Origin of the sequence: Nocardioides acrostichi (assembly GCF_015319165.1) — a bacterium.
GTDB classification, from domain to species: Bacteria; Actinomycetota; Actinomycetes; order Propionibacteriales; family Nocardioidaceae; genus Nocardioides; species Nocardioides acrostichi.
Genome location: NZ_JADIVZ010000009.1, coordinates 59836 through 74332, shown reverse-complemented (window position 1 = coordinate 74332; position 14497 = coordinate 59836). Strand labels below are relative to the sequence as shown.

Below are 14497 nucleotides of genomic sequence, written 5' to 3'. Positions count from 1 at the left end.
ATGAGTCAGCAGCTCCACGTCGACGAGAACAAGTGCGCCGGCCACGCCCTGTGTACGGTCATCGCCCCCGATCTGTTCGAGATGGACGACCGAGGCAAGGCGATCGTCATCGGCCAGGTCGACGACGCGAACCTCGCCGAGGCCGAGGAGGCCGTCGCGGAGTGCCCGGCGCTGGCCATCGCCATGACCTCGTCGGGCTCGTGAGCGGTCGAGACGGCGTCCTCGTCGTCGGTGCCTCGCTCGCCGGACTGCGCACCGTGCACGAGCTGCGTACCTGCGGTTTCGACGGCGCGATCCGACTACTGGGCGGCGAGCAGACCCTGCCCTACGACCGTCCGCCGCTCAGCAAGGGCTACCTGGCAGGCACGGTCGGGACCGAGGCGGTCCAGCTGACCTCCGAAGAGGAGCTGCGCAGCCTCGACGTGGAGTTCGTGCGCGGCGTGCACGCCCGCTCGATCGACCTCGACGCCCGTCGCGTGTCGTGCGACGACGGCACGGACCTCGCCTTCGACCGGCTGGTCGCCGCCACCGGCGGTCACGCCGTGACGCCGCAGTGGGTGCGCGACCTGCCCGGCCCCGGTGTGCTGCGGACGGTCGAGGACGCCGATGGGTTGCGGGGCCTCGTCCGGCCCGGCACGCGGGTGGTCATCGTGGGTGGCGGCTTCGTCGGTAGCGAGGTGGCGGCCACGCTGTGCTCGGCCGGCGTCCGGGTGACCCTCCTCGTCGACGGCGATGTCGTGCTGGGCCGCCTCGGACCGCGAGTCGCGGGGGTCTTCACCGACCTGCTGCGCCGGCGGGGTGTCGAGGTGCGGTCGCACGCCACGGTCATCGATGCGACTCCCGACGAGTCCGGGGTGCACCTGGTGTTGGCGGACGGCACCACGCTGGAAGGGGATCTCGCCTTGGCGGCCGTGGGCTCCGCGCCGACGACGGCCTGGCTCGGGGAGCTCGCGGGACCGCACGCGGCCCCGATGACGGTCGATCGCCACGGTCGCGCGCACGAGCGTGTCTGGGGGGCCGGTGACGTCACCGGCACCGGGCACTGGGCCGAGGCGGTGCGGCAGGCCCGGGTCGCCGCACGCAGCATCGTCGGGCGCGAGGACCGCACCACCCACCGGCTGCTCGACGAGGTGCCCTACGCCTGGACCGACCAGTTCGAGGTTAAGGTGCAGACGCTGGGGCGACCCGCCGCCACCGACACCTTCCACCCACTGCCCGGCCACGACGTGGGCTCCCTGTGCTTCAGCGGCGTCTACAGCCGTGCCGGGCAGGTGACGGGCGCCGTGATGGCCGACCGGCCCCAGGATCTCGCACGGATGCGGCGCCACCTGGCCGCCCCGACCCGCGTGTCCGCCGTGCTCGACGACGCAGTCGCCTCGGGCGAGTCCGCCTGACCACCGTTCCCGAACCACCCGCCCAGAAGAGAGGCAGCCCCATGTCCGACCCCCGCCCCTACACCTCCGTGTGGTCCGATCTCGCCCAGGTCGAGTTCTCCCAGGGCTTCTTGCAGTCAGGGCCGTACCGCACGCGCTATCTGCACGCCGGCTCCGACGACAAGCCCGTGCTGCTCATGCTGCACGGCATCACCGGTCACGCCGAGGCCTACGTGCGCAACCTGGCCTCCCACGCCGAGCACTTCTCGGTCTGGGCGATCGACCTCATCGGGCACGGGTACAGCGACAAGCCCGACCACCCGCTGGAGATCCCGCACTACATCGAGCACGTCGAGCACGTGCTCGACACCCTCGGCGCTCGCACCGCCTACCTGACCGGGGAGTCGGTGGGGGGCTGGGTCACCGCACGTTTCGCCCAGCAGCTCCCCGAGCGAGTCGAGCGGATCGTCCTGAACACCATGGGGGGCACCATGGCCAACCCTGCGGTGATGGAGCGCCTCTACACGCTCTCCATGGAGGCCGCCAAGGATCCCAGCTGGGAGCGGGTCAAGGCGCGCCTGGAGTGGCTGATGGCCGACCCGGCCATGGTCACCGACGATCTCATCCGCACCCGCCAGGCCATCTTCGAGCAGCCCGACTGGCTGCGGGCCTGCGAGTCGAACATGGCGCTGCAGAACCTGGAGATCCGCAAGCGCAACATGTTCACCGATGACGACCTGCGCAGCATCGAGACCGAGGCGCTGGTGCTGTGGACGACCAAGGATCCCTCCGGCCCGGTCGACGAGGGCGCCCGGATCGCCTCGTTGCTGCCCCGCGGCAGGCTCGCCGTCATGGACAACTGCGGCCACTGGCCGCAGTACGAGGACACCGAGACCTTCGACCGGATCCACCTCGACTTCCTGCTGCACGGGCACCGGGGGGTCTGAGCCGTGTCCCACTACGCCGTGGCGATGTCGCACACACCTCTGCTGGGCAAGGTGGAGGTCGCCGCCGACGTGACCGCCGAGCTCGACGCCCACGTCGAGACCCTGCGCGCGGAGATCGAGCGCTTCGACCCGACGGTGATCGTGCTCTTCGCGCCGGACCACTACAACGGCTTCTTCTACGACATCATGCCGCCGTTCTGCATCGGCACCGCCGCGCGGGCGATCGGTGACTTCGGGAGTGCCGAAGGTGATCTCTCGGTGCCCGCGGAGCTTGCGCAGTCCCTCGCTCAAGGCGTGATGGACGCCGGTTTCGACACCGCGATCTCGCGCGGCATGGAGGTCGACCACGGGGCGGTCCAGCCGCTGGAGCTGCTCTTCGGCGGACTCTCGACCCGCCCCGTCGTGCCGGTCTTCGTCAACGGAGTGGCGGTGCCGTTGACTCCGATGGAGCGCATCCGCGGCTTCGGGGCCGCGGTCGGTCGCCATCTGGCCACCACCGAGGAGCGAGTGCTCTACCTGGCCTCAGGTGGGCTCTCCCACGATCCCCCCGTCCCGCAGTGGGCGGACGCCGACGACCAGGCGCGCGCCTTCCTGCTCGCCGGACGCCACCCGACGACCCAGGCACGGGCCGCGCGCGAGAGCCGCGTCTTCGCCACCGCGGAGGCGTTCAGCCAGGGCGCCGCGAGCATCCGGGATCTCAACCCGACGTGGGACCAGGCGTTCCTGGAGAGCCTGGCTGCCGGCGACCTGGCCACCATCGGCGGTTACGACCCCGAGGAGATGACCCGGGTCGCCGGTCACTCGGCGCACGAGGTGCGCACGTGGCTGGCCGCTTTCGGGGCGCTCCAGGCGGCTGGGGGGGACTACTCCGTCGTGACGCGCTACTACCGGCCGATCCGCGAGTACATTGCCGGTTTCGGCATCCTCTCCGCCGCGCCACTGGGGTCGGCGCCGAGCCCTCGCAGGCATGGCTAGCCGTAGGCTGAGCCGGCCGCGCCGCCCCGAGACGACGCCCGCGGAGGAAGGAACCATGGTGAGCGATCTCTCCGACGACTCGCTCACCCGCGATCTGGACACCCGCCTGGTGAGGACGTTCGCGATGGTGGCGGAGGAGATGAGCTTCTCCGGCGCTGCTCGGCGCCTCGGCATGACCCAGCAAGGTGTCAGCTCCCACGTGCGGCGGCTCGAGGGTCTCCTGGCCGTTCCGTTGTTCGAGCGGAGTCGCTCCCACGTGGCGCTCACCGAGAGGGGCGAGAGCCTGCTCGGCCACGCCCGCCAGGTGCTCATGGCCACCGAGAACCTCTTCGCCGCCACCTCGACGCAGCGTTCGCCGGTCCGGGTGGCGGAGATCCGCGGACGCCGGATGATGCAGCAGTGCTATGCGACGTTTCGCCGGGAGCACCCGCAGCAGCCGGTCACGTTCTTCGACATGCTCAGTCGCGAGCAGACCAAGGCCATCGCCGAGGGCCACCTCGACATCGGTATGGGGCGCCTGCTGGCGCCGGTACCGGGCCTGAACTCGATGCCGTTCCGACTCGACCCCGTGCTGGCGCTCAACGTGACCGACCCCGGCCCGGTGCACCTGCGGTCGGGCCGGGTGGGCTACACCGGAGGCGGCAGCGAGCGATTCGCCAACTGGGTCTCGTTCTGTCGTGAGCTCAGTGTCAGCACCGGGGCGCACCTGGTGCCCGTGCCGCACGACAACACGATGCTCGAAGCCATCGGCCAGGGCCAGATGGCCGGCGAGCTGCCCCCGGTGTTGGCGATGGCGGGCATGCGGGACTACCCCTCGGCGGAGTACTTCGACTTCCGGCCGCTCGAGGACATCCAGCCCTACTACCCCTGGCGCATCTTCTGGCGCACCAACGAGAGTCGTCGCGAGGTGCGTGCCTTCCTCTCGACCGCTCTCGCCGTGGCGCGTGAGCAGCGCTGGATGGAGCTGCTGGACCGCGACGTGGAGATCTGGCTGCCACGCGACGGGGAAGACCACCTGCGCCCCGGGGCCCGGATGCCCTAGCCGGCTCCGTTCGGAGTCGACCTAGACGTCTCGTCGGGGCATGGGGCGAGGGGCGTGTCATCGGGCTCGGGGATCAGGGGGTCGAACGCCGCGCCAGCGCGGCGCCGATGGCGGCGGCGACGGCCCGCACGACCACGGCGTGGCGTGCCGGCCAGAAGCGGCCGAGGGGCCCGGCGGCGCTGACGGCGGCCACGACGTCCTCGCCGACCGTCACGGGCGCTGCAACGCAGGTCAGGCCGGGAGCCGACTCCTCGTGCTCGAAGGCCACGCCCTCGTCGAGGGCGCGTTCGAGCTGACGATGCAGGATGCCCGGAGCGGTCACGGTGTGGGCGGTGACGCGTTCGAGTGGTCCGGTCAGTAGCGAGGCGACATCGCCCGGGTCGGCGTGCGCAAGCAGCATCTTGCCGATCGCCGTCGCGTGCAGCGGCATCCGTCCGCCGGTGCGCGACGGACTCCGCGCCTGACGGTGGCCGCCGATCTTGAGCAGGTAGACGACGTCGGAGCCCTCGCGTACCCCGAGGTGGACGGTCTCGTGGGTGCGCTCGTAGAGATCCTGCAAGAAGGGCAGGGCCACCTCGGTGAGGGTCCGCTCCGTCGAGGCGCGCATGCCGAGCTCGAACAGTCCTCTGCTGAGGCGATACCCGCCCGGGACGCGGTCGAGCAGCCGGTGCTCGACGAGCTCGCGGCACAGCCGGTGTGCCGTCGCCTTGTGCAGACCGGTGCGTCGCGACAGCTCGCTGAGCGTGAGGACCGGCTCCTCGAACGAGAAGGTGCGCAGGAGTGAGACGGCCCGGCCCAGCACCGTGTGCGGCGCAGTCATGGCGCGATTCTAGGCCGATGTTTCACTCAGCGAGACACGAGCCTGGGGCTCCGATGCGACCGACTGCACAGTGTTGCCATGACCCTCTCCACCCCCGCCGCCACCACGAGCCCGTCGGTCGACCAGGCCGTCGAGCGGCTCGCGGTCGCGAGCAGTTCGCACACTCCGTGCCCGCCCGTGCGCGACCTGATCGGTCGCGACGACGTCGCCGCCGCCTACGCCGTGCAGTCGCGGCTCGTCGCCCGTCGCATCGACGACGGAGCGCGGCCAGTGGGCCGCAAGATCGGGCTGACCTCGCCGGCCGTGCAGGCTCAGCTGGGGGTCGACCAGCCCGACTTCGGCGTCCTCCTCGACGACATGGCCTACAGCGACGGTGCCGACCTCCCGGTGGACGCGGTCCTGCAGCCGCGCGTCGAGGCCGAGGTGGCCTTCGTCCTCGGCGCAGACCTCGACGCCGAGGATCTGGGCATCGACGACGTGCGGTCGGCGATCGAGCACGTGGTCCCCGCCCTGGAGATCTGCGGCAGCCGAGTCGCCGAGTGGGACATCAGCTTCGGTGACACCGTCGCCGACAACGCCTCCTCGGGGGCCTACGTGCTGGGTCCGCAGCGCGTGCCGCTCGCCGAGGTCGAGCCGCGTGCGGTACGGATGACGCTGCGGATCAACGACGAGGAGGTCTCCCAGGGCTCGGGGGAGGCCTGTCTCGGGGATCCGCTCCTCGCGGTCCTCTGGCTGGCACGCCAGGTGCGCGAGCTCGGGAGCCCGTTGCGGGCCGGTGAGGTCGTCCTCGCCGGCGCCCTCGGACCCATGCGCCCCCTCACCATCGGCGACTCCGTCGCCGCCGACCTCACCGGACTGGGTCGGGTCGCGTTCACCTACGCTCGAGAGGAGCAGCAGCTGTGAGTGCCACGAAGGTAGCCATCATCGGTTCGGGCAACATCGGGACCGACCTGATGATCAAGGTCATGCGAGGCAGCGACCGCCTGGCGATGGGCGCGATGGTCGGCATCGACCCCGCCTCGGACGGTCTGGCCCGCGCCGCCCGGATGGGCGTCGCCACCACTGCCGAGGGAGTCGAGGGCCTCGTGGCGATGGAGGGCTTCGACGACATCGACATCGTCTTCGACGCGACGTCGGCCAAGGCCCACGAGGCCCACGCGGCGCGACTGCTGCCGCTCGGCAAGCGGCTCATCGACCTCACCCCTGCCGCCATCGGGCCCTACGTGGTCCCGGCGGTCAACATCGACGACCACCTCGACGCACCCGACGTCAACATGGTCACCTGCGGCGGCCAGGCGACGATCCCGATCGTCGCCGCCGTCTCCCGCGTGGTGCCCGTCGCCTACGGCGAGATCGTCGCCTCCATCGCCTCGAAGTCGGCCGGTCCGGGCACCCGGGCGAACATCGACGAGTTCACCGAGACCACCTCGGCCGCCATCACCAGCGTCGGCGGCGCGGAGCGGGGCAAGGCGATCATCATCTTGAACCCCGCCGAGCCGCCGTTGATGATGCGCGACACGGTCTTCTGCCTGGCCCGGGTCGAGGAGCCCGGTCAGCTCGAGGAGATCCGCGAGAGCGTGGCCAAGATGGTCGGCGACGTCGCGGCCTACGTGCCCGGCTACCGGCTCAAGCAGGAGGTGCAGATCCGCGAGCTGGCCCCCGACCAGCCGCTGCGCACGCTCGTCGCCGAGGGACCCCGGCCGACCCACCAGGTCTCGGTGTTCTTGGAGGTCGAGGGAGCGGCGCACTACCTGCCCGCCTACGCGGGCAACCTCGACATCATGACCTCCGCAGGGGTCCAGGTGGCAGAGCGGATCGCTGCGGGCGCCGCGACAGCACAGGCAGGCGGTCACGCATGAGCACTCCCATCTTCGTCCAAGACGTCACGCTGCGCGACGGCATGCACGCCGTCCGGCACCGCATGGAGCCCGCGGAGGTGCGCGCGATCGTGGCCGCCCTCGACGCCGCCGGCGTCGACGCGATCGAGGTCGCACACGGCGACGGGCTGGCCGGCTCGTCGGTCAACTACGGGCCGGGCTCACACACCGACTGGGAGTGGCTCGAGGCGGCTGCCTCGGTGATCGACCGAGCGCGCCTGACCACGCTGCTGCTGCCCGGGGTCGGCACCATCCACGAGCTCAAGACCGCCTGGGATCTGGGCGTTCGCTCGGTGCGGGTGGCCACCCACTGCACCGAGGCCGACATCAGCGCCCAGCACATCGCGGCGGCGCGCGAGATCGGCATGGACGTCTCGGGGTTCTTGATGCTCTCCCACATGTCGCCGCCCGAGGAGCTGGCCCAGCAGGCGAAGCTGATGGAGTCCTACGGTGCGCACTGCGTCTACGTCACCGACTCCGGCGGCCGACTGACCATGAACGACGTCCGGGCGCGGGTGCGCGCCTACCGCGACGTGCTCGACGCGGGCACCGAGATCGGCATCCACGCCCACGAGAACCTCTCGCTGTCGGTCGCCAACTCGGTGGCCGCCGTGGAGGAGGGCACCTACCGGGTCGACGCCTCGCTGGCCGGGCAGGGCGCCGGTGCCGGCAACTGCCCCATCGAGGCGTTCGTGGCGGTCGCCGACCTCTCCGGCTTCGAGCACCGCTGCGACCTCTTCGCGTTGCAGGATGCCGCCGACGACCTGGTGCGTCCGTTGCAGGATCGTCCGGTCCGCGTCGATCGCGAGACGCTGACCCTCGGCTACGCGGGTGTGTACTCCAGCTTCTTGCGGCACGCGGAGAACGCCTCGGCCGAGTACAAGGTCGACGTCCGCGACATCCTCACCGAGTGCGGTCGACGCCGGCTGGTCGGCGGCCAGGAGGACATGATCATCGACATCGCGCTCGACCTGGCCCGCTAGTCCGGACGCGTCGTCCACGTCTGCTCCGAGCCCGGCGGGGCTCAGAGCAGACCGTGGCTGCGTGCGTGCAATCGCGACACACCGAGCAGGGCGCCGAGCGCGGGGGTGGGCACGCCCAGCTCCGTGCCCAGTGCGTGCACCGAGCCCAGCAGCGCCTCCAGCTCCACGGGCCGGCCGGCGTCGGCGTCTTGGTGCATGGAGGTGCGGAAGCTGCCCAGTCGTCGGGTCAGCACCAGCCGGTCGGCCGGTGAGCGCTCGTCGTCGAGGCCGAGGAGCCGGCCGATCTCACGTGCCTCCGTCATCGCGGCGAGCGCGAGATCGTGCACCAAGGGGTCGTCGAGCAGGGTGTCGACGGGGCTGCGGGTCACCATCGACAAGGGATTGAGCGCCAGGTTGCCGAGCAGCTTGAACCACACGGCCGCCCGGATGTCGTCGCTCGCCTCGGCGTCGAATCCTGCCGCCCGCAGGTCGGCGGCGACGGTGGGCGCGAGCTGCTCTGCCGGACCGTGAGGGGCTGCGGCTCCGAGCACCAGCCGTCGCCCCGAGGTGGGCACCACGACCCCTGGACCCTCGGTGGTGGCGGTGAGGTGCACGGCCATGCCCAACGTGGCGGTCGCCGGGATGCCGGCGCGCAGCCTCTGGTCCGCGCTCGAGACCGCCACCTTGTGTTCAGCGGCGACCCCGTCGCCGAACCACCAGGGGAGTCCGTTCATCGCGGTCACGACGACGACCCCTTCGCCGAGACGCGTGCGCAGCTCGACCAGGGCGTCGGCGAGGGCGGGCACGGCGGTCGACTTGACGGCGAGGACCACCACGTCGACGTCGTCGAGCTCCTCGGGCGCCGAGACCATCGGCAGCCGCAGCGTCTGCGTCGTGGCGCCACGCACGCGCATACCGTGCCGGCGGACCGCCTCAACGGTCGCGGGTCGAGCCAGCCCCACGACATCGAGGCCGGCGCCTGCCAGCCCCGCGGCGATCGAGCCGCCGATCGCTCCCAGACCCCAGACGCAATAACGCACGTGCCGCTCGCTCTCTTCTCGACGGTCTCCACAGCCAGGCTCCACACCAGGCTCGACGCAGGCTCCGCACCAGGCTCCGCACCAGGCTCCGCACCAGGCCTCACACCAGGCTCCGCGACGCGCGTCCGCCGCGGGTCGGGAGGGGCTTCGTCGGACACGACGACACCCGTGGTCCCAGGATGTCGCATCGCGAGGACGGTCACGCCGAAGCGTTGTCAGGTGCCCTGACCGCGTTGTAACCCACGTCACTCGAACGCTGATAGACCTGCCCGTCGTGGCGTCCATGTGGCGTGCGCCACTCACAGAGACGGGAGTCCACCGATGACGCAGACCGACCACACTGCCCGCCCGGCCACGGCCGGAGCGGCGGCCGATCCACGCGAGTACCGCCGTGTGCTCGCCTCGAGCTTCTTGGGTTCGACGGTGGAGTTCTACGACTTCCTGCTCTACGGCACGGCGGCGAGCCTGGTCTTCGGCCAGCTCTTCTTCAGTGAGCTCAGCGACTCCGCGGCCCTGACCGCCTCGTTCGCGACCTTCGCGGTGGGCTACGTGGCCCGACCGCTGGGCGGGTTCCTCTTCGGTCACCTCGGAGACCGTGTGGGGCGCAAGGCGACCTTGATGACGACCATGACGATCATGGGGCTCTCCTCGACCCTCATCGGCTTCCTGCCGACCCACGACCAGATCGGCACCGCGGCGCCACTGCTGCTGCTCGGCTTGCGGGTACTGCAAGGCGTCGCGGTCGGTGGCGAGTGGGGAGGGGCCGCGCTCATGGCCCTCGAGCACGCTCCAGAGCGCGAACGAGGCCTCGCCGCCTCGGTGGCCAACATGGGTGGCCCCGCGGGAGCCATGCTCGCCACGCTCGCCTTCGCCCTGATGACGACCCTGCCCGAGGACCAGCTGCTCTCGTGGGGATGGCGAGTGCCTTTCCTTCTCTCGGCCGCACTCGTGGGGGTCTCCCTCTACGTGCGGGTGCGCATCTCGGAGAGCCCGCTGTTCGTGGAGAGCATGAAGCGCGCCGAGAGCGCCGACCGTCGCAAGCGCCTGCCCGCCGCGGTGATCCTCACCCGCTACCGCTCGCAGCTGTTCGTCGGCACGCTCGGCGCTCTGGCGGCGGTGGTCTACTCGATCTTCATGGCGACCTTCGCGCTCGCCGCAGCCGAGGCGTCCGGAGTCGCGGCATCCCACGTCCTGGTGGCCAAGGCCGCGGCGGCGTTCGTGCACATCTTCGCCATCGCCTTCTTCGCCCGTCTCTCCGACCGGGTCGGTCGCAGGCCGGTGATCCTCACGGGCTGCGCCTTGAGCATCGTGTTGGTCTACCCGCTCCTGGCGCTGCTGGGCAGCGGGAACGGCTGGCTGGTCCTCATCGGGTTCCTGGTCGGCAGCCCGCTCATCCAGGGGTGCCTCTACGGGCCTACGGCGGCCTTCATCGCCGAGCGCTTCTCCACCGAGGCGCGCTACACCGGTGCCGGCGTCAGCTACCAGCTCGCCACCTTGCTCGCGGGCTTCGTGCCGCTGATCGCCACGCCCCTGTGGCTGGCGGGTCAGCACGGTCACGGGGAGCACAGCGTGTGGCAGTTCGGCTACGTGGGCGCGTTCCTCATCGGGTGCGCCGCGGTGACCGCCGTGGTCGTCGGGTTCTCGCGCGAGACGCGGTCCCACGCTCTGACCTGAGCCCGGCCGAGCGATCCGCCCGGGCGGGGTCTCAGAGCCAGCCGGACCTCTTGAAGAACCACCACAGCAGGCCCGCGGTGGCCGCCATCAGGGTCAGCGCGTAGGCGTAGCCGAACGTCCAGTCGAGCTCGGGCATGTGGGTGAAGTTCTTCCGCTGATGCACCCGAGCGGTCACAACTGGGAAGGCGAAAACCTCAAGTCCGTCGTGTGTGACCATCGACAAGTGCCTTCGAACGAACATGGATCGCGTGACGTCGACTTCGTGCTGGGCGACGGTGAGGCGCTCAATCGTGAGCACCCGCGGACATTCGAGATCCCGAGTCGCGAAGAACGCGAGCGCTTGAAGCCAGGAGACCTGGTGAAGTTGCTCTTCGAGATTCTTCGACCTGAACCCGAAGGCCCCTTCGCTGAGCGGATGTGGGTCGAAGTTACGGAGATTGTGGGTGACGGCTACGTCGGCTCTCTGGACAACGACCCGCAGGTCATCAGGAGCGTTCGTCCCGGCGGCCGCATTGAGTTCCTTCCCCATCATGTGATCGCCATCTGGGACGACGGAGTCTAGGCGTCTCTAATCGCCTGAGGGAACGACGAGCCCTGGGGTCCCTACGGTCGCTCGGCTAGAGCCAGCCCCATCGCTTCATCAGCCACCAGATCAGCGCAGCGGAGCCGATCATCTGGAGAAGAGCGAGCGGGAAGCCGAAGGGCATGTTCAGGACACCCATTGACGTGAAGTTCATGCCGTAGACCCCCGCGATGAGGGTCGGGACGACGACGATCGCGGCGCCGGCGGAGATCTTGCGCATGTCCTCGTTCTGCTGCATCGAGATGCGCGCGACGTGGGCGTCGAAAGCGGTGGAGAGGAGGCTGTCGAGGGTGTCGACGACCTCCGCGGCCTGGTTGAGGTGGTCGAGCACGTCGCGGAAGAACGGGGCGGCCTCGCCGTCGACACCGGGAACCTCGCCAACCGAGAACCGGCGCATCGGGTCGCGCAGCGGCATCACGGCCCGCCGCACCTCCGCGATCTCGCGCTTGAGCGTGTAGATGCGCATCGAGTCGTTGGTGCGTTCAGGGCTGAAGACCGACTCCTCGACCTCGTCGACGTCGACCTGGAGCTCGCCGACCACGGAGGTGTAGCCGTCGACGACGCGGTCGCACACGGCGTACACGACCGAGGAGGGTCCGTGCGTGAGCACCTGCTCCTGACCCTCGAGGGTGTGCCTGGCCGAGGCCAACTCCGAACCACGCCCGTGCCGCACGGTCACCACGAAGTCGCGGCCCACGAAGAGGTTCACCTCGCCGGTCTCGACGGCGTCCTCGGAGTCGACGTACCAGAGCGTCTTGAGGATGAGGAAGAGGCTGTCGCCGTACCGCTCGAGCTTCGGCCGCTGGTGCGCCGAGACGGCGTCCTCGACGGCGAGCGGGTGCAGACCGAACGCCTCGGCCACCTCGCCGAGCTCGCCGGCGCTCGGCTTGTAGAGCCCGACCCAGCAGAAGCCGCCGTCGCGCGCAGCCTCGGCGCGCAGCGCCGCGTAGTCGTGGGCGTGGCAGTCAACGGGGATGCGCGTCCCGTGGCGGTACACAGCGCTGTCGACGATCACGGGCTCACCGTAGACGCATAGAGTCTCCAGCATGGCCACCGTCATCCTCGTCCGACACGGTCGCACGACCGCGAACGCCACGGGCGTACTCGCCGGACGCACCCCGGGAGTCAAGATCGACGAGACCGGACGACGCCAGGCCGAGCGGGCTGCCGAGCGGCTGGCCGCCGTACCGCTCGCCGCCCTCGTGACGAGTCCCCAGGAGCGGTGCCGGCAGACCTCGCGGGTGCTGCTCGCATCCCAACCGAAGCGACGCGGACGTGACCCGCTGACGCCGGTGGTCGAGAAGGGCCTCGCCGAGTGCGACTACGGCGACTGGCAGGGGCGCCGACTGGGCGAGTTGGCGAAGGAGAAGCTCTGGCGCACGGTGCAGACCCAGCCCTCGGCGGCGGCCTTCCCGGGCGGTGAGTCGCTGCCCACGATGCAGGCGCGTGCCGTCGACGCCGTGCGCCGTCACGACGCCGCGGTGAGCGCCGAGCACGGTGCCGACGCCGTGTGGGTCGCGGTGAGTCACGGCGACATCATCAAGTCCGTGCTGGCCGACGCGCTCGGCATGCACCTCGACCTCTTCCAGCGCATCAACGTCGACCCCGCGTCCCTCTCGATCGTGCGCTACACCGAGCAGCGCCCCTACGTGCTCGCGAGCAACACCCACGCGGGGGATCTCGCCTGGCTGGTGCCCCAGAAGAAGGGGCGCCGCCGCTCGACCGCCCGCGGCTCGGCCGACGCCGCGGTGGGCGGGGGCGCCGGTCCGGGGGAGTCCGGCGAACCGGCACCTGCCTAGGCTGGCCCCATGCCCGTCGTCCACCGCTTCGACCCGCCCGAGCGATTCGTCGCCGGCACCGTCGGCGAGCCCGGCTCGCGCACGTTCTTCCTCCAGGCCCGCCTGGGAGCACGCATGGTGAGCGTGTCGTTGGAGAAGCAGCAGGTGGCGGCTCTCGCGGAGCGGGTCGACGAGCTGCTCGACGAGGTGATGAGCAGCGAGCGCAGTCGCGGCGTGGTCCCGGCCGTCGCGCCGCTCGACCTCGCCGACAACCGGCCGCTGGAGCAACCGATCGAGGAGGAGTTCCGGGCCGGCACCATGACGCTGTCGTGGGATCCCGACGACGAGCGGGTCGTCATCGAGGTCTTCCCCTTCTCCGAGGCCGCCGTGGTCGCACCCGACCAGGTCGACCAGGACTTCGAGGAGCCCGAGCCCGAGGAGGTGCTGTTGGTGCGCCTCGAGCCCGGCGCGGCCCGCGCGTTCGTGCAGCGCAGCGAGAGCGTGCTCGAGGCCGGGCGCCCCGCCTGCCCGTTCTGCGGTGAGCCGATCGACCCCGACGGCCACCTGTGCGTGCGCGCCAACGGTTTCCGGCGCCGCGACCCGGTCTGAGGCGGGCGGCGGTCGGTGCTGACGGGTGAGATGGAGCTGCACGGCCGGGTGATGCCCGCCAGCAACGCGACCTTCGTGGGCACGCTGCGCGACGGTGGCACCGCTACCCAGGTCGTGTACAAGCCGATCGCGGGCGAGCGTCCGCTGTGGGATTTCCCGGGTGCGGTGCTGGCCCACCGTGAGGTGGCGGCCTTCCACGTGGCCGAGACGTTCGCGGGGGAGTCACTGCCCGTGCTCGTGCCGCCCACCTGGCTCGGCGACGGTCCGCACGGCGAGGGCATGGTGCAGGTGTGGGCCGAGCCCGACCCCGATCAGAGCGCGGTCACGATCGTGCCCGAGGGGGAGGTGCCCGCGGGCTACCTGCACGTCTTCGACGGCATCGACGCTCGTGACCGCGACATCTCCCTGGTGCACGAGGACACCCCCACGTTGCGGCAGATGGCGGTCTTCGACGCACTCGTGAACAACGCGGACCGCAAGGGCGGGCACGTGCTGGAGATGACCGACGGCCGGCGTCTCGGCGTCGACCACGGCATCGCCTTCCACAGCGAGGACAAGCTGCGCACCGTGCTGTGGGGGTGGGCGGGGCAGCCGCTCACGGACGACGAACTCGAGGCCGTCCTGCGCGTGCGGGCGGGTCTGGGGTCGACGCTCCACGACCTCCTCGCGCCGCTGCTCGGCCCGCTCGAGATCGACTGTCTCGCGCGCCGCTGCGATCGGCTGGTCGGGCGGGGTGTGATGCCGGTGCCGCGCGGGGGTGGCCCGGCGATCCCGTGGCCGCCCTTCTGAGGCTCGCGCGAGAGGGGTGTCTAGGCTC

Annotated in this window: 17 protein-coding genes; 13 read left to right on the top strand and 4 right to left on the bottom strand. The window is 70.8% G+C overall.

What is annotated here, in order from left to right:
• Genes ISG29_RS15525 through ISG29_RS15505 form a run of 5 tightly spaced genes read left to right on the top strand, consistent with a single transcriptional unit; the run spans position 1 to position 4337 of the window.
• Complete coding sequence (locus ISG29_RS15525) at positions 1–204, top strand: ferredoxin (protein WP_194504361.1); 204 nt, start codon at positions 1–3, stop codon at positions 202–204.
• Positions 201–1394 carry an NAD(P)/FAD-dependent oxidoreductase gene (locus ISG29_RS15520; RefSeq protein WP_194504360.1) on the top strand — a complete coding sequence of 398 codons (1194 nt, stop codon included), beginning with the start codon at positions 201–203 and terminating at the stop codon, positions 1392–1394. The genes ISG29_RS15525 and ISG29_RS15520 overlap by 4 nt, the downstream gene beginning before the upstream one ends.
• 41 nt (positions 1395–1435) lie before the next feature.
• The gene (locus ISG29_RS15515; protein ID WP_194504359.1) at positions 1436–2320 is read left to right on the top strand and encodes an alpha/beta fold hydrolase; all 885 of its coding nucleotides are present in this window, start codon (positions 1436–1438) and stop codon (positions 2318–2320) included.
• A gap of 3 nt (positions 2321–2323) precedes the next feature.
• Positions 2324–3295 carry a 3-carboxyethylcatechol 2,3-dioxygenase gene (locus tag ISG29_RS15510; protein WP_328829429.1) on the top strand — a complete coding sequence of 324 codons (972 nt, stop codon included), beginning with the start codon at positions 2324–2326 and terminating at the stop codon, positions 3293–3295.
• A gap of 55 nt (positions 3296–3350) precedes the next feature.
• A complete protein-coding gene (locus tag ISG29_RS15505; protein WP_194504358.1) occupies positions 3351–4337 on the top strand; it encodes a LysR family transcriptional regulator in 987 nt (328 codons plus the stop codon).
• 73 nt (positions 4338–4410) lie between these two features.
• Here the strand turns inward: ISG29_RS15505 and ISG29_RS15500 are convergent, their stop codons facing one another.
• Positions 4411–5157, bottom strand: coding sequence for an IclR family transcriptional regulator (locus tag ISG29_RS15500; protein ID WP_194504357.1), 747 nt, complete (start codon positions 5155–5157; stop codon positions 4411–4413).
• A gap of 78 nt (positions 5158–5235) precedes the next feature.
• On the opposite strand from ISG29_RS15500, the gene ISG29_RS15495 reads away from it, so the two are divergent.
• Genes ISG29_RS15495 through dmpG form a run of 3 tightly spaced genes read left to right on the top strand, consistent with a single transcriptional unit; the run spans position 5236 to position 8017 of the window.
• On the top strand, positions 5236–6060 hold the full coding sequence (locus ISG29_RS15495) for a 2-keto-4-pentenoate hydratase (protein WP_194504356.1): 825 nt from the start codon (positions 5236–5238) through the stop codon (positions 6058–6060).
• Positions 6057–7016: an acetaldehyde dehydrogenase (acetylating) gene (locus ISG29_RS15490; protein WP_194504355.1), complete on the top strand. Its 960-nt coding sequence runs from the start codon at positions 6057–6059 to the stop codon at positions 7014–7016. The genes ISG29_RS15495 and ISG29_RS15490 overlap by 4 nt, the downstream gene beginning before the upstream one ends.
• Positions 7013–8017 carry a 4-hydroxy-2-oxovalerate aldolase gene (gene dmpG / locus ISG29_RS15485; protein WP_194504354.1) on the top strand — a complete coding sequence of 335 codons (1005 nt, stop codon included), beginning with the start codon at positions 7013–7015 and terminating at the stop codon, positions 8015–8017. The genes ISG29_RS15490 and dmpG overlap by 4 nt, the downstream gene beginning before the upstream one ends.
• A 41-nt stretch (positions 8018–8058) precedes the next feature.
• Here the strand turns inward: dmpG and ISG29_RS15480 are convergent, their stop codons facing one another.
• Entirely contained in the window at positions 8059–9036 is a 978-nt protein-coding gene (locus tag ISG29_RS15480) for a ketopantoate reductase family protein (RefSeq protein WP_194504353.1), read from the bottom strand.
• A 321-nt stretch (positions 9037–9357) separates the two neighbouring features.
• Between ISG29_RS15480 and ISG29_RS15475 the strand changes: the two genes are divergently transcribed.
• Positions 9358–10710 carry an MFS transporter gene (locus tag ISG29_RS15475; RefSeq protein WP_194504352.1) on the top strand — a complete coding sequence of 451 codons (1353 nt, stop codon included), beginning with the start codon at positions 9358–9360 and terminating at the stop codon, positions 10708–10710.
• A 31-nt stretch (positions 10711–10741) separates the two neighbouring features.
• Here ISG29_RS15475 and ISG29_RS21035 read toward each other — a convergent pair whose 3' ends face one another.
• Positions 10742–10846, bottom strand: coding sequence for a CorA family divalent cation transporter (locus ISG29_RS21035; RefSeq protein WP_235960039.1), 105 nt, complete (start codon positions 10844–10846; stop codon positions 10742–10744).
• Between the two features lie 87 nt (positions 10847–10933).
• On the opposite strand from ISG29_RS21035, the gene ISG29_RS21355 reads away from it, so the two are divergent.
• Positions 10934–11272: a DUF2314 domain-containing protein gene (locus ISG29_RS21355; protein WP_328829422.1), complete on the top strand. Its 339-nt coding sequence runs from the start codon at positions 10934–10936 to the stop codon at positions 11270–11272.
• Between the two features lie 55 nt (positions 11273–11327).
• On the opposite strand, the gene ISG29_RS15460 is transcribed toward ISG29_RS21355, so the two are convergent.
• Positions 11328–12308, bottom strand: coding sequence for a magnesium and cobalt transport protein CorA (locus ISG29_RS15460; RefSeq protein WP_194504349.1), 981 nt, complete (start codon positions 12306–12308; stop codon positions 11328–11330).
• A 31-nt stretch (positions 12309–12339) separates the two neighbouring features.
• On the opposite strand from ISG29_RS15460, the gene ISG29_RS15455 reads away from it, so the two are divergent.
• The 3 genes from ISG29_RS15455 to ISG29_RS15445 are packed head-to-tail and all read left to right on the top strand — an operon-like array spanning position 12340 to position 14469.
• Complete coding sequence (locus ISG29_RS15455) at positions 12340–13092, top strand: histidine phosphatase family protein (RefSeq protein WP_194504348.1); 753 nt, start codon at positions 12340–12342, stop codon at positions 13090–13092.
• A gap of 9 nt (positions 13093–13101) precedes the next feature.
• Positions 13102–13680, top strand: a complete 579-nt coding sequence (locus ISG29_RS15450; protein WP_194504347.1) for a DUF3090 family protein — start codon at positions 13102–13104, stop codon at positions 13678–13680.
• A 15-nt stretch (positions 13681–13695) separates the two neighbouring features.
• Positions 13696–14469, top strand: coding sequence for an SCO1664 family protein (locus ISG29_RS15445; protein WP_328829419.1), 774 nt, complete (start codon positions 13696–13698; stop codon positions 14467–14469).
• Positions 14470–14497 lie beyond the last annotated feature (28 nt).